At 71.7% G+C, this 22308-nt stretch carries 25 protein-coding genes; 10 read left to right on the top strand and 15 right to left on the bottom strand.

Annotation, left to right across the window (positions count from 1 at the left end; genetic code table 11):
- Positions 1–4: 4 nt before the first annotated feature.
- Genes J2X63_RS09925 through mnhG form a run of 3 tightly spaced genes read left to right on the top strand, consistent with a single transcriptional unit; the run spans position 5 to position 1226 of the window.
- Positions 5–598 carry a Na+/H+ antiporter subunit E gene (locus tag J2X63_RS09925; RefSeq protein WP_309976599.1) on the top strand — a complete coding sequence of 198 codons (594 nt, stop codon included), beginning with the start codon at positions 5–7 and terminating at the stop codon, positions 596–598.
- A complete protein-coding gene (locus tag J2X63_RS09920) occupies positions 595–867 on the top strand; it encodes a monovalent cation/H+ antiporter complex subunit F (protein ID WP_309976597.1) in 273 nt (90 codons plus the stop codon). The genes J2X63_RS09925 and J2X63_RS09920 overlap by 4 nt, the downstream gene beginning before the upstream one ends.
- Positions 864–1226: a monovalent cation/H(+) antiporter subunit G gene (gene mnhG / locus J2X63_RS09915; RefSeq protein ID WP_309976595.1), complete on the top strand. Its 363-nt coding sequence runs from the start codon at positions 864–866 to the stop codon at positions 1224–1226. The genes J2X63_RS09920 and mnhG overlap by 4 nt, the downstream gene beginning before the upstream one ends.
- Positions 1227–1340: 114 nt before the next feature.
- On the opposite strand, the gene J2X63_RS09910 is transcribed toward mnhG, so the two are convergent.
- The 7 genes from J2X63_RS09910 to paaA all read right to left on the bottom strand — a co-directional run bounded on the left by J2X63_RS09910 (position 1341) and on the right by paaA (position 7976).
- Entirely contained in the window at positions 1341–3104 is a 1764-nt protein-coding gene (locus J2X63_RS09910) for a cell wall-binding repeat-containing protein (protein WP_309976593.1), read from the bottom strand.
- Positions 3105–3205: 101 nt separating this feature from the next.
- Positions 3206–3991, bottom strand: a complete 786-nt coding sequence (locus tag J2X63_RS09905; RefSeq protein ID WP_309976591.1) for an enoyl-CoA hydratase/isomerase family protein — start codon at positions 3989–3991, stop codon at positions 3206–3208.
- 62 nt (positions 3992–4053) lie between these two features.
- Complete coding sequence (paaE, locus tag J2X63_RS09900; RefSeq protein WP_396133151.1) at positions 4054–5166, bottom strand: 1,2-phenylacetyl-CoA epoxidase subunit PaaE; 1113 nt, start codon at positions 5164–5166, stop codon at positions 4054–4056.
- Between the two features lie 89 nt (positions 5167–5255).
- Positions 5256–5783 (bottom strand): 1,2-phenylacetyl-CoA epoxidase subunit PaaD, encoded by a 528-nt coding sequence (paaD, locus tag J2X63_RS09895; protein WP_309977892.1) that lies wholly within the window; start codon positions 5781–5783, stop codon positions 5256–5258.
- A 23-nt stretch (positions 5784–5806) separates the two neighbouring features.
- Positions 5807–6685, bottom strand: a complete 879-nt coding sequence (gene paaC, locus J2X63_RS09890) for a 1,2-phenylacetyl-CoA epoxidase subunit PaaC (RefSeq protein ID WP_309976587.1) — start codon at positions 6683–6685, stop codon at positions 5807–5809.
- Entirely contained in the window at positions 6682–6987 is a 306-nt protein-coding gene (gene paaB, locus J2X63_RS09885; protein WP_159601545.1) for a 1,2-phenylacetyl-CoA epoxidase subunit PaaB, read from the bottom strand. The genes paaC and paaB overlap by 4 nt, the downstream gene beginning before the upstream one ends.
- Positions 6987–7976 (bottom strand): 1,2-phenylacetyl-CoA epoxidase subunit PaaA, encoded by a 990-nt coding sequence (paaA, locus tag J2X63_RS09880; RefSeq protein ID WP_309976584.1) that lies wholly within the window; start codon positions 7974–7976, stop codon positions 6987–6989. Before paaA ends, paaB begins: the two co-directional genes overlap by 1 nt.
- Positions 7977–8116: 140 nt before the next feature.
- On the opposite strand from paaA, the gene paaI reads away from it, so the two are divergent.
- The 4 genes from paaI (at position 8117) to J2X63_RS09860 (ending at position 11039) form a co-directional block, all read left to right on the top strand.
- The gene (gene paaI, locus J2X63_RS09875) at positions 8117–8536 is read left to right on the top strand and encodes a hydroxyphenylacetyl-CoA thioesterase PaaI (protein WP_159601541.1); all 420 of its coding nucleotides are present in this window, start codon (positions 8117–8119) and stop codon (positions 8534–8536) included.
- A gap of 117 nt (positions 8537–8653) precedes the next feature.
- Positions 8654–9913 (top strand): phenylacetate--CoA ligase PaaK, encoded by a 1260-nt coding sequence (gene paaK / locus J2X63_RS09870; RefSeq protein WP_309977890.1) that lies wholly within the window; start codon positions 8654–8656, stop codon positions 9911–9913.
- A 36-nt stretch (positions 9914–9949) separates the two neighbouring features.
- The gene (locus J2X63_RS09865) at positions 9950–10606 is read left to right on the top strand and encodes a TetR/AcrR family transcriptional regulator (protein ID WP_309976582.1); all 657 of its coding nucleotides are present in this window, start codon (positions 9950–9952) and stop codon (positions 10604–10606) included.
- Positions 10607–10652: 46 nt separating this feature from the next.
- On the top strand, positions 10653–11039 hold the full coding sequence (locus J2X63_RS09860; RefSeq protein WP_309976580.1) for an STAS/SEC14 domain-containing protein: 387 nt from the start codon (positions 10653–10655) through the stop codon (positions 11037–11039).
- A 10-nt stretch (positions 11040–11049) separates the two neighbouring features.
- On the opposite strand, the gene J2X63_RS09855 is transcribed toward J2X63_RS09860, so the two are convergent.
- From J2X63_RS09855 to J2X63_RS09840, 4 genes are read right to left on the bottom strand one after another with little or no spacing between them, the layout of a single operon-like run.
- Positions 11050–11856 carry an ABC transporter permease gene (locus tag J2X63_RS09855; protein ID WP_309976578.1) on the bottom strand — a complete coding sequence of 269 codons (807 nt, stop codon included), beginning with the start codon at positions 11854–11856 and terminating at the stop codon, positions 11050–11052.
- Positions 11853–12614, bottom strand: coding sequence for an ABC transporter ATP-binding protein (locus J2X63_RS09850; RefSeq protein ID WP_309976576.1), 762 nt, complete (start codon positions 12612–12614; stop codon positions 11853–11855). Before J2X63_RS09850 ends, J2X63_RS09855 begins: the two co-directional genes overlap by 4 nt.
- The gene (locus J2X63_RS09845) at positions 12611–13186 is read right to left on the bottom strand and encodes a TetR family transcriptional regulator (RefSeq protein ID WP_309976574.1); all 576 of its coding nucleotides are present in this window, start codon (positions 13184–13186) and stop codon (positions 12611–12613) included. Before J2X63_RS09845 ends, J2X63_RS09850 begins: the two co-directional genes overlap by 4 nt.
- Positions 13187–13209: 23 nt before the next feature.
- The gene (locus J2X63_RS09840) at positions 13210–13449 is read right to left on the bottom strand and encodes a hypothetical protein (protein ID WP_309976572.1); all 240 of its coding nucleotides are present in this window, start codon (positions 13447–13449) and stop codon (positions 13210–13212) included.
- 124 nt (positions 13450–13573) lie between these two features.
- Between J2X63_RS09840 and J2X63_RS09835 the strand changes: the two genes are divergently transcribed.
- From J2X63_RS09835 to J2X63_RS09825, 3 genes are all read left to right on the top strand, one after another.
- Positions 13574–14626, top strand: a complete 1053-nt coding sequence (locus tag J2X63_RS09835; protein ID WP_309976570.1) for an LLM class flavin-dependent oxidoreductase — start codon at positions 13574–13576, stop codon at positions 14624–14626.
- 19 nt (positions 14627–14645) lie between these two features.
- Positions 14646–14957, top strand: coding sequence for a YciI-like protein (locus J2X63_RS09830; protein ID WP_309976568.1), 312 nt, complete (start codon positions 14646–14648; stop codon positions 14955–14957).
- A 63-nt stretch (positions 14958–15020) separates the two neighbouring features.
- Positions 15021–17153, top strand: coding sequence for a DEAD/DEAH box helicase (locus J2X63_RS09825; RefSeq protein ID WP_309976566.1), 2133 nt, complete (start codon positions 15021–15023; stop codon positions 17151–17153).
- Between the two features lie 46 nt (positions 17154–17199).
- Here J2X63_RS09825 and paaZ read toward each other — a convergent pair whose 3' ends face one another.
- The 4 genes from paaZ to J2X63_RS09805 form a co-directional block, all read right to left on the bottom strand.
- Complete coding sequence (gene paaZ / locus J2X63_RS09820) at positions 17200–19299, bottom strand: phenylacetic acid degradation bifunctional protein PaaZ (RefSeq protein WP_309976564.1); 2100 nt, start codon at positions 19297–19299, stop codon at positions 17200–17202.
- A 121-nt stretch (positions 19300–19420) separates the two neighbouring features.
- Positions 19421–20290, bottom strand: a complete 870-nt coding sequence (locus J2X63_RS09815) for a 3-hydroxyacyl-CoA dehydrogenase family protein (RefSeq protein WP_309976562.1) — start codon at positions 20288–20290, stop codon at positions 19421–19423.
- Entirely contained in the window at positions 20287–21072 is a 786-nt protein-coding gene (locus J2X63_RS09810) for an enoyl-CoA hydratase/isomerase family protein (protein WP_309976560.1), read from the bottom strand. The genes J2X63_RS09815 and J2X63_RS09810 overlap by 4 nt, the downstream gene beginning before the upstream one ends.
- The gene (locus J2X63_RS09805; protein ID WP_309976557.1) at positions 21072–22268 is read right to left on the bottom strand and encodes an acetyl-CoA C-acyltransferase; all 1197 of its coding nucleotides are present in this window, start codon (positions 22266–22268) and stop codon (positions 21072–21074) included. Before J2X63_RS09805 ends, J2X63_RS09810 begins: the two co-directional genes overlap by 1 nt.
- Positions 22269–22308 lie beyond the last annotated feature (40 nt).

Genomic DNA, 22308 nt, shown 5'->3' with positions numbered 1-22308 from the left:
GTCCGTGTCACGCTGGGGCTCGGTGTGGCGGCAGCTGCCCCTGCTCGTCGGTCTCGTGGCGCTGTGGCTGTTCCTGTGGGACCACATCGACGCGCTCACGATCGTCACGGGCCTCCTCCTCGCGATCGGCGTCACGCGCGTGCTCTACCTGCCGCCGGTGCTGCTCAGCGGGCGGTTCAACCCGTGGCGGGGGCTCCTGCTCGGCCTGCGGATGATGGTCGACGTCGTCGTCGCCTCGCTGCAGGTGGCGTTCCTCGCCGTGAACCCGCGCTGGCAGCCGATCAGCTCGATCATCGCGGTGCAACTGCTCACGCGCTCCGACCTCGTGACGACGCTCACCGCCGAGGCGATCTCGGTGGTCCCCGGCACGGTCGTCGTCGACATCGACCGTGAGCGCGGACTGCTCTACCTGCACGCCCTCGACACGCGCACCCACGCCGACATCGACCGGGTGCGCCGCGAGGTCCTCGGCACGGAGGAGCGGATCGTGCTCGCCATCGGCACGCGCGAGCAGGCGGCATCCGTCCGGCAGGCACGCCGTGACCGCCGCGCGGCATCCGATGCGCGGGCGACTACCCAGAAGGAGGAATCACGATGACCTTCCTCACCGTCGTGAGCGTCGCCGCGGGCATCATGTTCGGCATCGGCGCCCTCGCTGCGGTCTACCGGATCATCCGCGGGCCGTCGATCCTCGACCGTGCGCTGGCCACCGACGTGCTGCTCGCCATCGCGATCTGCGCGCTCGGAGCCGAGATGGCGGTCAACAAGCACACCGACACGCTCGTGGTCATGCTCGTGCTCGCGATGTTCGCGGTCGTCGGCTCGATCTCGATCGCGCGGTTCATGGCGAAGCAGGATGCCTCGTGAGCGCCGCCGAGATCGCGGTGGGGCTGCTCATCCTCGTGAGCGCCTTCCTCTCGATGGCCGCCGGCATCGGCATCGTGCGCTTCCCCGACGTGCTGACCCGGCTGCACGCCGCGACGAAGCCGCAGGTGCTCGGGCTGGCCGCGGTGCTCGTCGCGATCGTGCTGCAGGTGCCGACGTGGGGCGTGCTGACCACGGCCGTGCTCGTGATGACGTTCCAGCTGCTCACCCAGCCGATGACGGCGCACATGCTCGGCCGTTCGGCGTACCGCAGCGACCACGTGCGCTTCGACCTCCTCATCGAGGACGATCTCGGGCACGACATCGAGGAGCACGACCAGGAGGAGGGCGCGGCGCGCTGACCCCCACTGCCGGGCCGCGGCTCGTCGCATCCAGGCGCTTCGGTCGCAGGCGCGCGTCCGCGGAGCGTTGCGGGGGCGCGGGCGGCGCGGGCGGCGAGGAGGCTGCTCCCCGTCTCAGCAGCTCTCGATACCGGCGACACGATCGCCCAGCGCGGCACGCCCTCCGAGCAGGACGACCTGGCTCTCGTTGTTCCAGTTCATCACCTTCCGGGTGCTGCTCGGAATGCAACCGGGCCGGGACAGGCGCAATGGCGCGCCGACGGCGGCTGCGACCGTCGCCCCCGAGAGCGCATCGGCGAACCCATCACCTTGGGCGAGGAAGACCACGTCGTTCAACGGGTGGGCGCCGTACCAGATGTTCAACTGCTCACTCGTCTCGTAGCGATCCTGCCCGACCGCCCCCCACACCTCGCCGACGAGGCCCGATCGCTCGAGCTCATCCATCAGGTACCTCGGCATCACGGCGGGTCCACCCACGTAGAACCCGCGAGCGGGAGCGATCCGTTCGATCGAATCCCTCGTCGCCTCATCGAGGTACCCCTGGGCGGTGTTGAGAAGCAGGAGCGGCTCGCCACGCCGGCCGGCGATCGGTGCGGCGGACAGCGCATCCGGGAAGTTCATTCCGGTGGCGAGGAAGATCGAGTGATATGCGCCCACGGGGAACGCGTCCGCGATGAGCGCTCGCGAGGTGGCATACCGATCCGCACCGCCGATTCTCGTGGTGTCGGGAACGATCGCCTTGACCTGTGCGAGGAGCGCATCGGACATCGACGCCGGACCTCCGGCGATGATGACACGCTTCGGCTGAAGGCGGCGGATCTCCGCCTCCACGACAGGGAGGAGTCCACGCGGATCGCTGAGGAGCAATGCGCCGGCCTGCTTCGACGCCGCAGGGCCGGCACTCAGCGCATCGGGCCAGTTCTCGCCGCTCGCGAGGTAGAGCACGGGGACCCCTGGCCCGAACGACAGCTGGGTGGAGTTGACCGAAGTCTCATACCGATTCGCGCCGTCGACACGATGAACGAACCATTGGAAGGTCTTCATGTCGAAGTCGATGTCACTCAATGCGTCACCCGGCGCGAGGTCGATGGTCACCGAATCACCGAGGCTGTCGGCATGGTCGAAGTACTGGGCGGCCTGATTCGCATCACCATTCGCGATCCTGATCCGCAACACGTAGTCGCCGGGCGAGAGCGACATCGAGTACACGCCGGTGTCCGGGTCCACGAAAGCGACCTGAAGGCAGGTCAGCTCGGGCGTGGCAGGGTCGGCACGCCATGCTTCGACGACGGCGTCTCCGGCGGGAGTCTCTGAGAAGCTCGCCTTCCCGCTCACCGACGACGCCGTCGGCATGGTGATGACGATGTCGACCGTCGAATCGGAGTACCGGGTGGCCTGACCGTCGTATGGGGTGTCGCCGGCATAGGTTGTCGCGTAGCGTCCGCTCGCGTCTCGCGCGACCAGGAAGTAATCCTGCCCGCCCCAGAGTCCAGTGAACGAGAACGTGCTTCCAGAGCTGGTGCCCACGAGTTCGTGTCGATCAGGGGCGTGGAGTTCCACCACCGTCGTCGCCCCGGCGCTCGGCCCGGGGTGCCCGTCGGGGTCGAGGTACGCGATGGTACCGCTCAGCGAAATGACGTCGGCAGCGTCGACGGCGCCAAGGTCGGGCACGGCTCGCTCGCTCGTATCGGCGCTCCCGGATGCCGAGGCAGCGTCGCTCGCGTCGCGCAGCCGCGGATCGGGCTCCAGTCGGGGCGTGTCGGTTTCGACGACCATGGGGTCGTCGGACTCTGCAGAGGTTGCGCTGGTCGGTGCGCTGATCATCGAGGCGCTGAGGATGATGACCCCGAGGATGCCCGGGATTGAGACGCGACGCAACGATGGACTCCAGCGCAGTGAGAAGGACCGACGGAACCGATCGTGCCGTCATCGTGAGAAAGTGCTCCGAGCATAGCGTCCGGCGACGAGCCGCCGCTCGCTCAGCCGCGGCCGTTGAACGCCGGCTTGCGCTTCTGCTGGAACGCCGCGAACCCCTCGCGGTAGTCGGCGGTGTCGCAGAGTGCCGCCTGCGCCCGGTTCTCCTGGTCCATCGACTGCCAGAGGCCGAGGCGGTCGTCGCGGAGTGCGGCGACCAACGCCTTCGAGGCGATGAACGCCTGCGTGGCCCCGGATGCCGCGGCCCGGGCCGCCGCGCGGGCGGCATCCGTCACCTCGTCGGCCGGGAACACCTGCGAGAACAGGCCGGCGGTCACGGCCTCGGTGCCCGACATCAGGCGGCCGGTGACGATGAGGTCCATGGTCTTGTGCGCGCCGAGGCGCTCGACGAAGAGGGCGTGGCCGCCCGAGTCGAGGGTCGCGCCGAGGTTCGCGAACGGCGAGCCGATCTTCGCCGTGTCGGCGACATAGACGATGTCACTCGCGATGAGCAGCCCCAGCCCGACGCCGAGGCAGGCGCCGTGCGCCACGGCGAACGTGGGCACCGGCAGCGAGGCGATGCGCTCGAGGAGCGGCTGCACGAGACCGCCGAGGTAGCCGAGCACGTCGTCGTCGCGCGGGTCGACGCCCGAGATGTCGCGGCCCGCACAGAACGCCCGGCCCTCGCCGCGCAGCACGAGCGCGCGCACGTCGCCCGCTCCTGCGAGGCGTTCGGCCTCGCCGTACGCCTCCGAGAGTTCGGCGAGCGCCGCGGGGTCGAGCGCGTTGAGCTTGTCGGGCGCGTTCAGCACGACCTCGGCGACGGCGTCGGCCACGGTGAGTTCGATCATGGGGCTCCGTTCATCGGGGCGCGGATCGACCTCGGTGTCGATCCGTTCGCAGGCTACCGGCGTCAGACGTCGTAGTCGACGACGACGCGGTCGGACTTGGGGTGCGACTGGCAGGTGAGCACGTAGCCGCGCTCGAGCTCGTCGGGCTCGAGCGCGTAGTTCTCGGTCATGTTCACGCTGCCCTCGACGACCCGCGCGCGGCAGGTGCCGCACACGCCGCCCGCGCACGCGAACGGCACGTCGGGCCGCACGCGGAGCGCCGCGTTGAGGATCGACTCGTTCGCAGACACCGGGCTCTCCACGGTCGTCGACTGGCCGTCGAGCGTGAACTCGATCGCGACGGTCTGCTCCCCCTGCTGCACCTCGACGGGTCGGCCGTGGCGGGGCTCGACGCGATCGGCGTCGGTGGTGAAGAGCTCGTAGCGCACGTGCTCGACCGGCACGCCCTTGGCGGCGAGGGTGTCGCGGGCGAGCTGCACGAGTTCGAACGGGCCGCAGAGGAACCACTCGTCGACCGTCTCGGGACGAATGAGCACGTCGAGCATCTGCTCGAGCTTCGGCGCGTCGATGCGGCCCGAGAGCAGCGGAGCCGTGCGCTGCTCGCGCGAGAGCACGTGATGCAGCGCGAGGCGCGACGGGTAGCGGTCCTTCAGCTCGGCCAGCTCCTCGAGGAACATCACGTCGAGCGTCGACCGGTTCGTGTAGACGAGCTCGAACTCCGACGTCGCCGACCGCGAGAGCACCGTGTGGGCGAGCGCCATGAGGGGCGTGATGCCGCTGCCGGCCGCGATGCCGACGACGTGCTTGCCGTCGAGCGCGTCGAGCGTCGAGGTGAACGTGCCCTGTGGACTCATCACGTCGAGCGTGTCGCCGGCCTTCAGCTCGGTGTTCGCCCACGTGGAGAACACGCCGCCGAGGTCGCGCTTGATCGCCACGGAGAGGCTGCCGCGCTCGGGCGGGCGGCAGATCGAGTAGCTGCGCCGGCGCTCGTGGCCCTCGAGCTCGGCGCGCAGCGCGACGTACTGCCCGGGCAGGTACGTGTAGTCGTCGGCGAGCTCCTCGGGCACCGCGAAGGTCACCTCCACGGCGTCGGCGGTGAGCGGGCGCACCTCGGCGACCTCGAGCGAGTGGAACCGCGCGCGGTGGCGCTTCGGGCCCCGCCCGGTGGACGGCACCTCGCCGCCGACCGTCGACGCGAGGAACGCCGACGCCACCGCGGTATCCGCCGGCCGGGTCGTCGTCGACCCCAGGTTGCGCGCGGCCATCAGAGCACCTTGAAGTAGTCGAACGGCTCGAGGCAGTCGCGGCACTCGTAGAGCGCCTTGCACGACGTCGAGCCGAAGCGGGCGAGCTCTCGCGTGTTCAGCGAGTCGCAGCGGGGGCACTTCACGGCGAGCTGCAGCCGCACCGGGCCCGACCCGCGCGCCGGCGCGTTGCCGGTCGGCGCCTGGATGCCGTAGCGGCGCAGCTTCTGCTTGCCCGCCTCGCTCATCCAGTCGGTGGTCCACGCGGGGGCGAGCACGAGGTCGACGCGCACGTCGGCGTAGCCGGCATGGGTGAGCGCCAGCAGCACGTCGTCGCGCATGGCCTCCATGGCGGGGCATCCGCTGTACGTGGGCGTCAGCTGCACCCGCACGGCACCGTCGTCGCCGAGGTCGACCGAGCGCAGCACGCCCAGGTCTTCGATGGTGAGCACCGGGATCTCGGGGTCGGTCACGGTCGCGGCGACGTCCCACGCGCGACGGGCGGCCGGGTCGTCGGGCAGGGGCCGGGCGACGGATGCCTCGCGCACGGCGCCATCTGCGACGGCCGCGGTCACCACGATGCCCCCGGGTGCTGGCGGGCGAGCACCTGCATCTCGGCGAGCAGCGGCCCGAGGTGCTCGGTGTGGCTGCCACGGCGTCCGCCGCCGGATGCCACGAACGCGGTGCGCCCCGTGGGCGGCTCCAGCTCGGCCTCGGCCATCACCGCGTCGATCACGGCGTCGAACGCAGGTCGCAGCGACGACGGCAGCACCGCCACGCCCTCGGCGGCGAGATGCTCGACGAGCTCGTCGTCGACGAACAGCTCGTCGATGTACGGCCACGTGTCGGCGATCGCAACGGTCATGCGACGACGGGACTCCTCGGTGCCCCCGGCGAGCCGGAGCGTCCACTGGGTGGCGTGGTCGCGGTGGTAGTCGACCTCCTTGACGGCCTTGGCGGCGATCGCCGCGAGCGTCGGGTCGGTCGACTCGGCGAGCGCGGCGTAGAGCTCGACCAGGTAGGTGGCGGCCACGAGCTGCCGCGCGATCGTGTGCGCGAAGTCGCCGTTGGGCTGCTCGAAGAGCCAGGCGTTGCGCCATTCGCGCTCGTCGCGCCAGTAGGCGAGGTCGTCCTCCCTGCGCCCCGAGGCGGTGCCGGCGTAGTGCAGCAGGGAGCGCGCGTGCCCGATGAGGTCGAGGCCGATGTTGCCGAGGGCCACGTCCTCCTCGAGCTCGGGAGCGCGGGCGATCCACATGCCCAGCTGCTGGGCGAGCACGAGGGCGTCGTCGCCGAGCCGAAGCGCGTACTCCGCGGCATCCGCCGACGCCGTCGCGCCCGTGCCGGTGATGCCGGCGCCCGCGAGCTCCTCGGCGAGCTCGACCTCGTCGACCGAGACGTCGCCGTGCACGTCGAGTTGCCCGCCGTGCGGGTCGAGGTCGGCGCCGCTCACAGGTGCTTCACCCCTTCGCTCTTCACGTAGTAGCGCGCGTGGCGGTAGTTCTTGCCGGCCGGGCTCTCGAAGAACGCGCCCTTCGCGTCGGGGTCGCTCGTGGTGATCGCGTCGGCGGGCACCACCCAGATCGACACGCCCTCGTTGCGGCGCGTGTAGACGTCGCGGGCGTTGCGCACCGCCATGTCGGGGTCGGGTGCGTGCAGCGACCCCACGTGCACGTGGCTCAGGCCGCGGTTGGCGCGCACGAAGACCTCCCAGAGGGGCCAGGCCTCGGTTCCCATCTCGCCCGGGGTCGACATCAGGCCACCGCCCCGGATGCCGCGAGCGCACGCTCGGCCTGCTTGCGCGCGTACTCGTGCGCGGCCTCGCGCACCCAGGCACCCTCCTCGTGGGCCTCACGGCGACGGCGCAGGCGCTCGGCGTTCGCGGGACCGCGGCCGGCGAGCACCTCGTTGAACTCGGTCCAGTCGATCTCGCTCATGTCGTACTCGCCGGTCTCATCGTTGAACCTGAGCTCAGGGTCGGGAAGCGTCACACCGAGCACTTCCGCCTGCGGGACGAGCATGCCGACGAAGCGCTGGCGCAGCTCGTCGTTCGAGAAGCGCTTGATGTTCCACGCCATGGACTGCGCCGAGTTCGGCGACTGGTCGTCGGGCGGCCCGAACATCATGAGCGACGGCCAGTACCAGCGGTTCACGGCGTCCTGTGCCATCTCGCGCTGCGCGGGCGTGCCCTGCATGAGCTCGAGCAGGATCTCGAAGCCCTGCCGCTGGTGGAACGACTCCTCCTTGCAGATGCGCACCATCGCCCGGCCGTAGGGCCCGTATGACGCACGGCACAGCGGCACCTGGTTGCAGATCGCGGCGCCGTCGACGAGCCAGCCGATCGCGCCCATGTCGGCCCAGGTGGGCGTCGTGTAGTTGAAGATCGACGAATAGCGCGCCTTCCCCTCGATGAGCTGCTGCATCATCTCCTCGCGCGAGATGCCGAGCGTCTGGGCGGCGGAGTAGAGGTAGAGCCCGTGACCCGCCTCGTCCTGCACCTTGGCCATGAGGATCGCCTTGCGCTTGAGGCTCGGCGCGCGCGTGATCCAGTTGGACTCGGGCTGCATGCCGATGATCTCGGAGTGCGCGTGCTGGCTGATCTGGCGGATCAGCGTCTTGCGGTACGCGTCGGGCATCCAGTCGCGCGGCTCGATGCGCGAGTCCCTCGCGATGAGGTCGTTGAACTGCTCCTCCTCGGGGGAGAGCTCTCGTTCGACCACGCTGAGGTCAGCGGGAGAGGTCATCGTCGACTCCTGAGTCTTCGCGGCATCCGAACGCGCATCTGCTGCTGCGGCATCCGGCATTACTAACCGATCGTTCAGTTAGTATATAGTCAAGTCGAGCGCCGCAGCAACGGCGCCGGGAACTCGACGAGGAGCCTCGAATGACGGATGCCGCGACCGACGTCACCACCGCGAATCGCGCCATGATGCAGCGCGACCTCGCCTCGGCCGCCCTCGGCATGGTCGTCGAACGCGACGAACCGGGTCTCGCGGTCGTGTCGATGCGCGTGCGCGACGACATGACGAACGGCTTCCGCATCACCCACGGCGGGCTCGTCTTCACCCTGGCCGACACGGCCTTCGCGATCGCCTGCAACGAGGACGACACCGTCACCGTCGCGGCGGGCGCCGACATCACCTTCCTGAAGTCCACCGTCGCGGGGCAGACCCTCACCGCGACCGCCGTCCGCCGCACCCGGTCGGGCCGCACCGGACTCTACGACGTCTCGGTCGTCGACGAGCACGGCGACGCGGTCGCCGAGTTCCGCGGCCGGTCGATCTCCACGAACCGCACCATCTGACCACCCGGCCGCGCGGCCGCCCAGCCTTCGGAGTTCCACGTGTCGACGACGACCATCTCCCCCACCGTCTCGGGCCTCGAGCCCGTGTCTGCCGAACACCTCGACCCCGAGGAGCGGATGTCGCGAGCCGAGATCGAGGCCCTCCAGCTCGAGCGGCTCCAGCAGACCGTGCGCCACGCCTACGCGAACGTGCCCCTCTACACGCGCAAGTTCGACGAGGCGGGTGTGCACCCGAGCGACATCCGCTCGCTGTCGGATGTCGCGAAGCTGCCGTTCACCACGAAGGCCGACCTCCGCGAGACCTACCCGTTCGGCATGTTCGCCGTGCCGATGGAGCAGGTCGCCCGCATCCACGCGTCGAGCGGCACGACCGGGCGGCCCACCGTCGTCGGCTACACGAAGGCGGACCTCGACCGCTGGGCGACGCTCGTCGCGAGGTCGCTGCGCGCCAGCGGCATCCGGCCCGGCATGAAGGTGCACAACGCCTACGGCTACGGGCTCTTCACCGGCGGGCTCGGCGCCCACGCCGGCATCGAGCAGCTCGGGGCCACCGTCATCCCGATGTCGGGCGGCCAGACCGCACGCCAGGTGCAGCTCATCCGCGACTTCGAGCCCGACGCGATCCTCTGCACGCCGAGCTACCTGCTGACCATCGCCGACGCCATGGTGGCGGCCGGCATCGACCCGCGCTCCACCTCGCTGAAGGTCGCCGTGCTCGGCGCCGAGCCGTGGACGAACGAGATGCGCCACGAGCTCGAGCAGCGCCTCGGCCTCGACGCCCTCGACATCTACGGCCTCAGCGAGGTCATGGGCCCGGGCGTCGGCAACGAGTGCCTCGAGACGAAGGACGGCCCGCACCTCTGGGAGGACCACTTCCTGCCCGAGGTCATCGACGGCGACACCGGCCTGGTGCTGCCCGACGGCGAGCTCGGCGAGCTCGTCTTCACGTCGCTCACCAAGGAGGCGTTCCCCGTCATCCGGTACCGCACGCGCGACCTCACGCGCCTGCTGCCCGGCACCGCCCGCCCCGGCATGCGGCGCATGGAGAAGATCACCGGCCGCAATGACGACATGATCATCCTGCGCGGCGTGAACCTCTTCCCCACGCAGATCGAGGAGCTCGTGCTCGGCATCGAGCAGCTCACTCCGCACTTCATCCTCGAGCTCACGCGCACGGGCACCATGGACGACCTCACCGTGCGCATCGAACGGCACCCCGAGCTCGACGTCGAGGTGTGCCAGGCCGCCACGGTCGTGCTCGCCGGGCGCATCAAGGAGTTCATCGGGTCATCCGTCACCGTGCGGCTCGAGGAGCCCGGCACGCTGCCCCGCAGCGAGGGCAAGTACCAGCGGGTCTACGACCTGCGCGCCAAGTGAGCGGATGCCGCGGCGGCGAGTGCCAGACTGAGGGCGATGTCTGAGAACGGAACGAGCGGCGCGAACGGCGCGAACGGAGCGCTCCGGCGGGGTCGCCCCGGGTACGACCAGCAGGGGATCCTCGACGTCGCCGTGGCCGCGTTCATCCAGTACGGCTACGACGCGACGTCGATGGGCGTGCTCGCCGACCGCCTCGGCCTCTCGAAGTCCGCGATCTACCACCATTTCTCGTCGAAGGACGAGATCCTCGAGCGCGCGCTCGACACCGCACTCGGCGCGCTCGAAGGCGTGCTCGAGCAGACGGATGCCGCGGGCGGCCGCGCCGCCGACCGGCTCGACCTCGTGCTGCGCGGCGCCGTGCACGTGCTCGTCGAGAAGCTGCCCTACGTCACCCTGCTGCTCCGGGTCCGCGGCAACACCGACGTGGAGCGACGCGCCCTCGCGCGCCGGCGCGCGTTCGACAAGCGGGTCACGGCACTCGTCTCCGAGGCGCAGTCCGAGGGGTCGCTCCGCAGCGACCTCGACGCGAGCGTCGTGTCGCGCCTGGCCTTCGGCATGATCAACTCGATCGTGGAGTGGTACCGACCGGGCGGAGCCGAGGACGCCGACACGCTGGCCGACGACGTGGTCGCCGTCGCCCTCGACGGCCTGCGCATGCCGACCTCGAACCGGGTGCAGGAACTGCTCGGCTGAGACCACGCCGGGCGGAGGGGCCGCCCGGCGGATTGGGGGGAACCACATGCTCGAACCGCTCGCGGGCCTGCCCGCCGACGTGGTGGGCTTCCGCGCCGTCGGCACCATCGAGGCATCCGACTACCGCGATGTGCTCACGCCCGCGTTCGACGACGCGTTCGAAGAGCATGGCCGCGTCAACTGCGTCGTCGTGATGGGCGACGACTTCGACCACGTCTCGCTCGGGGCGATGCTCGAGGACGCGAAGCTCATCAGCATGCCGCGCGACGCGTGGGGGCGGTCGGCATTCGTGACGGACCACGACGGGCTGGCCGGCATCGCCACCGCGTTCGGCGGGCTGGTGCCGGGCCAGTTCCGGGTGTTCCCGCTCGCGAAGCAGGCCGAGGCCGTCGCGTGGGTCGCTGCGGCGGAGCAGCCGACGCCTCCGGCCTGATCCGGCCGCGTCAGCGGTCGAGCTGCAGGCGCGACCACGCCAGGGTGCACAACGCGCCGAACACGAGCGGCACGCTGGGCACGGTGAGGAGCGCTGCGGCGGGCTCCGTGTCGGGCGCGATGGCCCAGAGCGCCGGTGCCACGATCGGCACCCAGGTGCCGACGTCGGCGATGGCCAGCACCTGTGCGACGACGATGATCCCGATGGTGGTCGCGATTCCGGGGAGCAGGCCGCGCCCGAGGGTCGAGGCCCACGCTGCGGGCACCGCGAGCAGCGCCGTGAGCACCACGAGCACCGGGAGGCGGGCGAGTTCGCCGAACCCCGCGGCATCCGTCGCCCCGTACCCCAGCACGAGGCCGACGCCCGCGACGACGATCGTGAGCAGCACGGCGACCATGATCGACCAGACCGCGAAGACGATGAGCTTGCCGAGGGCGATCGCGGCACGCGGCACTGGCAGGGCGAACAGCGCGGCCACGGTGCCGTCGGCGAACTCGCGCCCGAACATCCAGCTGAGGGCCACGCCGAACGCCGCGAGTCCGCCGGCGGCGGTGACCTGCACGACGATGCCGACGAGGCCGGCCCAGCCGCCCACGCCCGCGAGCGGTCCGAGCTTGGCGATCACCTGCTCCTCACCGGCTGCCACGGCGGCGAGGATCCCGAGCGTCAGGGCGCCGATGCCGACGACGAGGAGCACGGTCGTCCAGAGGATCACGTGGGCCGACCGCGACTTGCGCGCCTCGACGGCGATCGCCGCGCGGAGCAGGCCACGCGGGGCGACGCGGCCGGCGGCGCCCGCTGCTGCCGCGGCGGTCATGCCGCGCTCCCGGTGGTGTCGTCGCGGGCGGCGTCGTCGCTGAGCACAAGGTCGAAGAAGGCACGTTCGAGGTCGGCGCCGTCGGGGGCGAGCGCGCCGATCGCGCGGCCGTCGTTGATCACGGTGATCCGGTCGGCCACGCGTGCCACCTCGTCGAGATGGTGGCTCGAGACGAGGATGCCGGCGCCCGCGGCGGCCCGGCGCAGGAGCGACTCGCGCAGCAGGATCACGCCGGCGGGGTCGAGCGCGTTCGTCGGCTCGTCGAGCACGATCACCTCAGGGTCGTGCAGCAGCGCCGACGCGAGGCCGACGCGCTGCCGGTTGCCGAGCGAGAGCCGGCTGGTGCGTACCGGCGCGTAACGTCCGAGGTCGAACTCCCCGATCGCATGGTCCACCCGCTCGCGCACCCCTGCTCGTTCGACGCCGTGCAGGCGTGCGGCGATCTCGAGGTTGCCGCGAGCGGTGAGCTCCGCGTAGGCGAGCGGCTGCTCGACGAGGTGGCCGACGCGGGCCCACGTCGCGGCATCCGCCGATCGGAGCGCGACGCCGTCGACGAACACCTCGCCGCGATCGGGCCGGAGCATGCCGAGCAGCACGCGCATGAGCGTCGTCTTGCCGGCGCCGTTCAGCCCGACGATCGCATGGATCTCGCCGGCGGCCACGGTCAGGTCGACGCTGCGAAGCCCCGCCCCGCCGCGGAACGTGCGCACGAGGCCGCGGCCCTCGAGTCGCAGCGACGCGCCGGGCTGCGTGGTCATGCCGCCACCTCGATCACGTCGAGAGCCCGCTCGATGGCCTCCCCGAGCGATCGCTGCTCGTCCTCGGCCCAGATGAACAGGCCGGCCACGAGGGCCGCGAGCACGGATGCCGCCGCCACGCGCGCGACGTCGGGGGCGGCGCCGTCCGCCACGAGCTGGTCGATGATCGCCTGCTCGGTGTTGCCGGTAGAGCGCCACACGGCCCCTCGGAGGGCGGGCGTGCTCGCTGCGATGCGCACCCGGCGCCGGATCACGGGCGCCTCGGGCTCGGGCAGCGAGCGCCACGACGCGCGGACGCCGCGCGCCGCGCGGAGGAACGGCGGGAGTTCCCTCGGCTGGGCGGCGATCGCCGCAGTGATCTGCGGATCGTACGGGTCGTCGAGGAGCAGGTGCTCCTTCGCGGGGAAGTAGCGGAAGAAGGTCATCTCCGTCACGCCGGCGGCGCGCGCGATCTGGGCCACCGTGGTCTGGTCGTACCCCTGTTGCTCGAACAGGTCGAGTCCTGCATCGAGGAGCGCAGCGAGGGTGCGCTCCCGCTTCGTGGGTCGCGTCCGCACCGGCGCTGAGGTCATGCAGGAATGTTAGTCGCTAACATTCACTGCGGCAAGGCCGCCCCGAGTGACGTCTCGTGGCTCACGGCGTGCCCACGCGGCATCCGCTCGCCTGATCGCTGCCACCAGGCGTGACGACGTCGCGTCGGCGACCCGGTCGTCCCGCCGGCCATGGCCGCCTCCTCGGCCCGCTCCCGGGCGACCCGACGCCGCTCGAGCTCCTGCTCGACGCGTGCGTCGTGGGCGGCCTGCAGGTGCGGGAAGGACTGCTCGGTGATCAGCATGGTTCGCTCCGGTTCGTGTTCGTACCGGTCACGTTCCTCGCTAAGGCGCGTGCCCGGGATCGGGCGGATGCCGTATCTTCGTGGGCACGACGGCCGTCGGGCCTCAGGCGAGGGGAATGAGCGGATGCCGCAGGGCGCTGTACCGGGTGTGACGAAACGCATCGGATTCCTCTCATTCGGCCACTGGTCGAACACCCCCGGGTCCAAGACCCGCAACGCGTCCGACGTGCTGCTGCAGTCGATCGACCTGGCCGTCGCCGCGGAAGAGCTGGGCGCCGACGGCGCGTACTTCCGCGTGCACCACTACGCGAACCAGCTCGCCAGCCCGTTCCCGCTGCTCGCGGCCGCTGGGGCGAAGACGAACCGCATCGAGCTCGGCACGGGCGTGATCGACATGCGCTACGAAAACCCGCTCTACATGGCCGAGGACGCGGCCGCCGCCGACCTGATCGCGGGCGGCCGACTGCAGCTCGGCGTCAGCCGCGGCTCACCCGAGCAGGTCGTCGACGGGTACCGCTACTTCGGCTACGAGGCCCCCGAGGGCCAGACGATGGCGGATGTCGCTCGCAACAACACCGAGGTGTTCCTCAAGGTGATCGACGGCGCCCGGTTCGCCGAGCCGAATCCGCGCCCCATGTTCCCGAACGCGCATCCCGGTCCGCTCGGCATCCAGCCGCAGTCGCCGGGGCTGCGCGACCGGATCTGGTGGGGCGCCGCCTCCGATGCGACCGCCGTCTGGGCCGCGGAGCAGGGCATGAACCTCATGAGCTCGACGCTCAAGACCGACGAGACGGGCGAGCCGTTCCACGTGCAGCAGCGCAAGCAGATCGAGGCGTTCCGGCAGGCATGGACAGAGGCGGGGCACGAGCGCGAGCCCCGCGTCTCGGTGAGCCGTTCGATCTTCGCGCTCGTGAGCGACGAGGACTTCGCCTACTTCGGCGGAGGCCGGCGCGAGGATTCCGACCAGTTCGGGGTCATCGACGATTACCGCGCCGTGTTCGGCCGAAGCTACGCCGCCGAGCCCGACGAGCTGATCGAGGAGCTGCGTGAGGACGAGGCCATCGCCGCCGCCGATACGCTGCTGTTGACGGTTCCCAACCAGCTGGGCGTCGACTACAACGCGCACGTGCTCGAGGCGATCCTCACGCACGTCGCTCCCGAGCTCGGCTGGCGCTAGTGCCTCCGGAAGGAAGATGATGCACGCGATTCTCGAGTACGCCTACGGCGACGACTACCTCGAAGCCCGTGAGGCGCACCGCTCGGCTCACCTCGCGGTCGCCTGGCAGGCGGTCGAGCGTGGCGAGCTGCTGCTCGGCGGCGCCGTCGGCGACGGTCCGTACACGGCGCTGCTCGTCTTCGAAAGCGATGATCCGGTCGAGCTCGCGGAGCGGTTCGCCGCGGCCGACCCCTACGTGCTCGGCAACGTCGTGACGTCATGGACGGCCCGCCCCTGGACCACCGTCGTCGGTCACGGCGCGGCGACGCCGGTGCAGCCGCCGGTCGAATAGGCGCGCAGCGCCGTATCGAGGCCCCGACGGACCCCTGTCAGCGGCATCGGGCATGCTTGCAGGATGACTGCCGCCGTCGCCGACCCCGCGACCGACACCAGGGCCGCAGCGCTCGCCGCGCTCCGCGAGCTCGTCGGGCGTGACGACGCCGAGTTCCACGACGGGCAGTTCGAGGCGATCGAGGCGCTCGTCGACGGGCGGCGTCGCGCGCTCGTGGTGCAGCGCACCGGGTGGGGCAAGTCGGCGGTGTACTTCGTCGCCACGCTGCTGCTGCGCCGGCGGGGCGCCGGCCCGACCGTGCTCGTCTCGCCGCTGCTCGCGCTCATGCGCGACCAGATCGCCGCCGCCGAGCGGGCGGGCGTGCGGGCGGTGGCGATCAACTCGACGAATCCGCACGAGTGGGGCGACGTGCTCGGCCGGCTCGACCGCGACGAGGTCGACGTGCTGCTCGTGTCGCCCGAGCGGCTCAACAACCCGTCGTTCCGCGAGCAGCAGCTGCCGGCGCTGGTGCGCCGCATCGGCCTGCTCGTCGTCGACGAGGCGCACTGCATCAGCGACTGGGGGCATGACTTCCGCCCCGACTACCGGCGGCTCCGCGACCTCATCTCCCAGATGCCGGCCGGCGTGCCGGTGCTCGCCACGACCGCCACCGCGAACAGCAGGGTGGTGGCGGATGTCGCCGAGCAGCTCGGCACGGAGGCTCCCGAGTCCGGCGCCATGCCGGTCGATGTCGTCACGATCCGGGGCCCGCTCGCGCGCACGTCCCTGCGGCTCGGCGTGCTGCGACTGCCCGACTCCATCACCAGGCTGGCCTGGCTGCTCAGCCACCTCGACGACCTGCCGGGGTCGGGCATCATCTACACGCTCACGGTGGCGGCCGCCGTCGACACGGCACGGCTGCTCCGCGAGCGCGGGCATGACGTGCGCGCCTACACCGGGCAGACCGACCCCGACGAGCGCGAGGAGTCCGAGGCGCTGCTGAAGGCCAACGGCGTGAAGGCCCTCATCGCCACGAGCGCGCTCGGCATGGGCTTCGACAAGCCCGACCTCGGGTTCGTGGTGCACCTCGGGGCCCCGTCGTCTCCCGTCGCGTACTACCAGCAGGTCGGCCGTGCCGGGCGTGCCAGCGAGAGCGCCGACGTGCTGCTGCTGCCTGGCAGTGAGGACCCGGCCATCTGGCACTACTTCGCGACGGCGTCCATGCCCGACGAGGAGCGCGCCCGGCGCGTGATCGACGAGCTCTCGGATGCCCCGGTGTCGACGCCGGCGCTCGAGGCGCGCGTCGACATCCGCCGCACGCCGCTCGAGCTGCTGCTCAAGGTGCTCGACGTCGACGGCGCCGTGCGGCGGGTGCAGGGCGGGTGGGTGGCGACCGGCGAGCCGTGGTCGTACGACGCCGACCGCTACGCCCGCATCGCCGCCGCACGCGAGGCCGAGCAGCAGCACATGATCGACTACGAGCAGACCGACGGATGCCGCATGGAGTTCCTCCAGCGCTCGCTCGACGACGAGACGGCGACGCCGTGCGGCCGGTGCGACAACTGCGCGGGCGCCTGGTACCCGGGCGGCCTCGCCGAGGGCGCCGCCGAGTCGGCCGCGGGAGCACTCGACCGGGTGGGCGTGCCGATCGAGCCGCGGCGTCAGTGGCCGACCGGGGCCGACCGGCTCGGCGTGCCGGTGAAGGGCCGTATTGCGCCTGGCGAGCAGGCCGGCGAGGGCCGCGCGCTGGCCCGTCTCACCGACCTCGGCTGGGGCACCACCCTTCGCGAGCTGTTCGCGACCGGTGCACCCGACGCTCCCGTGCCACCACAGGTGCTCGCGGCGTGCGTCCGCGTGCTCGCCGACTGGGGCTGGGCCGAGCGTCCGGTCGCCGTCGTTTCGGTGCCCTCGCGCTCTCGTCCCCGGCTCGTCGATTCGCTCGCTCGCGGGCTCGCCGAGGTCGGCCGGCTGCCCTACCTCGGTGCGCTCACGCCGGTCGGCGGCGGACCCACCGGCCAGCCCGGGGGCAACAGCGCCTTCCGCCTCGCCGGCGTGTGGGAGCGGTTCGGCGCCGACGGGCTCGACGTGCCGAACGGCGGGATCCTGCTGGTCGATGACCAGGCCGACAGCCGGTGGACCCTCACGGTAGCGGCTCGCGCCCTGCGGCAGACGGGCGCCACCGAGGTGCTGCCGTTCGTGCTCGCGCTCCGCGGCTGACGGGCCGCCGCACCAGACCGAGCCTCGCCGCTCGACCGAGGGGCGGCTACGCCGCCTCGGGCGCCAGCTCCTTGGCCACGAGGGTGAGCACGTCGTAGGTCGCCACGAGCTCGTCGTCCTGGTTCTTCAGCACCGCGTCCCAGCGCACCTCGCCGTACTCGTCGGTCTCGCGCGGCGTGATCTGCTTCGCGGTGAGCTCGACGCGGATCGTGTCCCCGGGCGAGACCGGCGTGATGAACCGCAGGTTCTCGAGCCCCGAGTTCGCGAGCACCGGCCCGGGTGCCGCATCCACGAAGAGCCCGGCCGCCCACGACACGAGCAGGTACCCGTGCGCGACGCGCCCTGGGAAGAAGGGGTTGGCCGCGGCGGCCTCCTCGTCCATGTGGGCGTAGAAGGTGTCGCCGGTGAATGCCGCGAACGTCTCGATGTCCTCGAGCGTCACGGTGCGCGACGCCGACACCACCTGGTCACCGAGGCGCAGCTCGGCCAGCGACTTGCGGAACGGGTGCACGCCGTCGGGCTGCGACGCCGCGCCCTGGTGCCACACCCCGGTGAGCGCGGTGAGCATCTCGGGCGATCCCTGCACCGCGGTGCGCTGCATGTGGTGCAGCACCGCGCGGATGCCGCCGAGCTCCTCGCCGCCACCGGCGCGACCCGGTCCGCCGTGCACGAGGTTCGGCAGCGGCGAGCCGTGGCCCGTCGACGAGCGGGCGTCGTCGCGGTCGAGGAAGAGCACGCGCCCGTTGTACGCGGCGATCCCCGACGCCAGCGCGACCGCCACCTCGGGGTCGTGGGTCGCCACGCTCGTCACGAGCGATCCGCCGCCGCGCGCCACCAGCGCGGCGGCCTCGGCGAGCGAGTGGTAGCCGACGATCGAGGCGACGGGTCCGAACGCCTCGACCTCGTGCAGTGCGGGGCTGGCGGCATCCGTGAACCGCAGCAGCATGGGGGCGACGAAGGCGCCGTCGGATGCCGCGCCGGTCGCGCCGTCCGCCTGCACGACGCTCGGGGCATCCGTCGACCCGATGACGAGCTCGCCGCCCGACGCCTGCAGCTTCGCGACCTGGCGGAGCACCTCGTCGCGCTGCCCGGTCGACGCGAGCGGACCCATCGTGACGCCCTCGGCGCGGGGGTCGCCGAGCACCACGCGTTCGGCGATGCGCGCGCGCACGGCGTCGATCACCGAGTCGACGGATGACGCGGGCACGATCGCCCGGCGGATCGCGGTGCACTTCTGCCCCGCCTTGCTCGTCATCTCGACGACGAGCTGCTTCACGTACGCGTCGAACTCGGGCGTTCCCGCAACCGCGTCGGAGCCGAGCACGCTGGCGTTGATCGAGTCGGTCTCGACGGTGAACCGCACGCCGCCGGTCTGCACGGCCTCGTGCTGGCGCAGCCGCTCGGCGGTCGACGCGGAGCCCGTGAACGCCACGAGGTCCCCGAGCCGCAGGTGGTCGAAGAGGTCGGGCACGCTGCCCGAGACCAGCTGCAGCGAGCCCTCGGGGAGCAGCCCCGACTCCACCAGGATGCGGACGAACGCCTCGGCGACGTAGCCAGTGGGCGTCGCCGGCTTCACGAGCGTGGGCACGCCGGCGAGGAAGGCGGGCGCGAACTTCTCGAGCGAGCCCCATACCGGGAAGTTGAACGCGTTGATCTGCACGGCCACGCCCGGCAGCCGCGTGTAGATGTGCCGACCGAGGAACGAGCCGTCCTTCGAGAGGTTCTCGAGGTTGCCGTCGACGTAGACCTTCGAGTTCGGCATCTCGCGACGGCCCTTGCCCGAGTAGGTGAAGAGCACGCCGATGCCGCCGTCGATGTCGACCCACGAGTCCTGCTTCGTGGCCCCGGTGCGGCTCGACAGCTCGTACAGCTCGGCCTTGCGCTCGGTCAGGGCGAGGGCCATCTGCTTGAGGAGCACCGCCCGCTGGTGGAACGTGAGCTCGCCGAGGCTCGCCTGTCCGACCGTGCGGGCATACTCGAGCGCGCCGCCGAGGTCGAGGCCCTCGGTCGAGACACGCGCCACGACCTCGCCGGTCGACGCGTCCCGCACCTCGGTCGCGCCGCCCGCGGCGTCGACGGCGGCCGCATCGGGGGACCACCACGCACCCGTCACGTAGCTCGGCAGGATCTCGTTCGTCTGGCTCATCGTCGTGGCCCTTCCAATTCGTCGAAACCTCGTGTTCGGTGCAGAACCCGCCTCGATTCCCGCACCGAACACAAGGTTTCGAGTGCGGGGTGCGCGTGCGTCGAGGGGGAGGTGGTCGCGATCACGGCGCATCCCACAGGTAGAAGCCCTCGCCCGTCTTGCGGCCCAGCTTGCCCTCGTCGACCATGCGACGCAGCAGCGCGGGCGGCGCGAACCGCTCGCCGAGCGTCGACGACAGGTACTCGGCGATCCCGAGGCGCACGTCGAGCCCGACGATGTCCGTCAGCCGCAGCGGACCGACCGGATGCTTGTAGCCGAGGGTCATGGCGGCGTCGATGTCCTCCGCCGAGGCCACGCCGTCCTCGAGCATGCGGATCGCCTCGAGCCCCAGCGCCACCCCGAGCCGCGACGACGCGAAGCCCGGGGCATCCGTGACGACGATCGGGGTCTTGCCGATCGCGTGCACCCACTCGCGCGCCTCGGCCACGAGCACGCCGTCGGATGCCGCGCCGCGCACGATCTCGACGAGCGTCGAGGCGGGCACGGGGTTGAAGAAGTGCATCCCGAGGAATCGCGAAGGGCGTTCGAGCAGGGCGGCGAGCTGGTCGATCGAGATCGACGACGTGTTCGAGGCGAGCGCGGCCTCGGACGGCAGCACCGCCTCGACGCGCGTGAGTGCGTCGATCTTCAGTTCGAGGTCCTCGGGCACGGCTTCGACGACGAGCCCGCAGCCGGCGAAGTCCCGCACGTCGGTGCTCGTGGCGAACCGGGCGGCGATGGCCGACTCCTCATCGTCGGCGGTGCCGCGGGCGACGGATGCCGCGACGGACTCGAGCACGCGCGTCGAGGCGGCGGCCGCGGCATCCGCGTCGCGTTCGACGACCGTGACCCGCGACCCGGCCAGCAGGAACGCGTGCGCGATGCCCGCGCCCATGCGCCCGCCGCCGAGCACGCCGACGTCGGACGGGGCACCGGTCGCGGTCGCGGTCACTTGGGCTTCCTCTCGGTGGCGCGTCGCTCCAGGAACTCGGTCATGCGACGGAACTTCTCGGGGCTCTCGAAGAGCGCGGCCTGCGCCTCGAGGTCGACGGCGGGGTGGTCGGCGCGCGGCGCGCGGAAGACCCGCTTCGTCGCGATCGTCGCCGCGGGGTCGTTGCGGGCCATGCGATCGGCGATCGCGTGCGCGGCGGGCAGCAGTTCGTCGACGGGATGCAGCTCGCTGACGAGTCCGATCTCGCGCGCCTCGTCGGCGTCGATCGCCCGCCCGGTGAGCAGCAGCTCGATCGCCCGGGCCTCGCCCACGATCTCCTTGAGCCGCCAGCTCGCACCGGCCGCCGCGATGATGCCGAGCCCGGTCTCGGGGTTGCCGATGCGCAGGCGCGGCGTCGCGATGCGGATGTCCGCGGCGTAGGCGAGCTCCGCGCCACCGCCGAGGGCGTACCCGTCGAGTGCGGCGATGACGGGCATCGGCAGCTCGTGCACGCGCACGAACGCGTTCGCGTTGATGCCGCGGCGCGCATCATCCGCTCGCCGTTCCCGGAGCTCCGCGATGTCGGCGCCCGAGGCGAAGACTCCGCCGGCGCCCGTGAGGATCAGGATCCGCGGGATCGCCTCGAGCTCGGCGCAGAGCACGTGCAGCGCGTCGATCGTCGCCTGGTCGATCGCGTTCTTCTTCTCGGGCCGGTTGAGGGTGGCGACCACGCGGTCGTCGAACCGCTCGACGCACAGCGGGCCGTCGGCGTCGCCCTCGGGCAGGGGATGCGCCGCGCCCATCACACGCGCTCCACGATGAGCGCCGTGCCCTGACCGACGCCCACGCACATGGTGGCGAGGCCGTAGCGCGAGTCCTCGCGCTCCATGCGGCCGAGCAGCGTCACGACGAGGCGCGAGCCGGACGAGCCGAGCGGATGCCCCAGGGCGATGGCCCCGCCGTCGGCGTTCACGCGCTCGGGGTCGAGCCCGAGGCGGCGGATGCACGCGAGCGACTGGGTGGCGAAGGCCTCGTTGAGCTCGACGGAGCCGATCTCGTCGAGGTCGAGTCCGGCGCGCTCGAGCGCCTTCTCCGTCGCGGGCACGGGACCGAGGCCCATGATCTCGGGCGCGAGGCCGGCGCTGGTGCCGGTGACGACCCTGGCGCGCGGCGTGAGGCCGAGACGCTCGACCGCGGCGGAACTCGCGACGAGGATCGCGGAGGCCCCGTCGTTCAACGCGCTCGAGTTGCCGGCCGTGACCACGGAACCACCGGCCACGACGGGCCGCAGCCCGGCGAGCGCCTCGAGGGTCGTCTCGGGGCGGGGACCCTCGTCGACGAGGACCTCGCCCTTGTGGGTCGGCACGCCGACGATCTCGGCCTCGAACCTCCCCGCGGCGATGGCGGCGGCGGCGCGCTGCTGGCTGCGCAGGGCGAACGCGTCGGCGTCGGCGCGCGTGATGCCGTCGACGCGGGCGACCTCCTCGGCGGTCTCGGGCATGGCGTACGTGGCCTTGTCACGGGCCTGCAGCTTCGGGTTCGGGAAGCGCCAGCCGATCGACGTGTCGTAGGCGGCGCCGGGCCTCGCCCACGCCTTGTCGGGCTTGGCCTGCACCCACGGCGCCCGCGTCATCGACTCGACGCCGCCCGCGATGATGAGGTCGGCATCGCCCGCGCGGATGGCCTGCGCGGCCATCGTGATCGCGGACATGCCCGAGGCGCAGAGCCGGTTCAGGGTGACACCGGGCACCTCGTCGGGAAGGCCGGCGAGCAGCACCGACATGCGGGCGACGTTGCGGTTGTCCTCGCCGGCCTGGTTGGCGGCGCCGAGGATGACCTCGTCGATGGCGCCGAGCTCACCGGCCGTGTCGAGCCCGGTGCGCCGCACGAGCTCGCCGACCACGAGGGCCGCGAGGTCATCGGGTCGCACGCCGGCGAGCGCGCCGCCGTAGCGGCCGACCGGGGTGCGCACGCCGCCGACGAGGTAGGCCTCAGCCATGCCAACACTTCTGGACACAGAGTCTCCTGACCGCACTGTC

The sequence above is a fragment of the Agromyces sp. 3263 genome (assembly GCF_031456545.1).
In the GTDB taxonomy this organism is placed as follows: domain Bacteria; phylum Actinomycetota; class Actinomycetes; order Actinomycetales; family Microbacteriaceae; genus Agromyces.
Note: the sequence above shows the minus strand (reverse complement) of the source record. Positions and strands in the feature narration are given on the sequence as shown.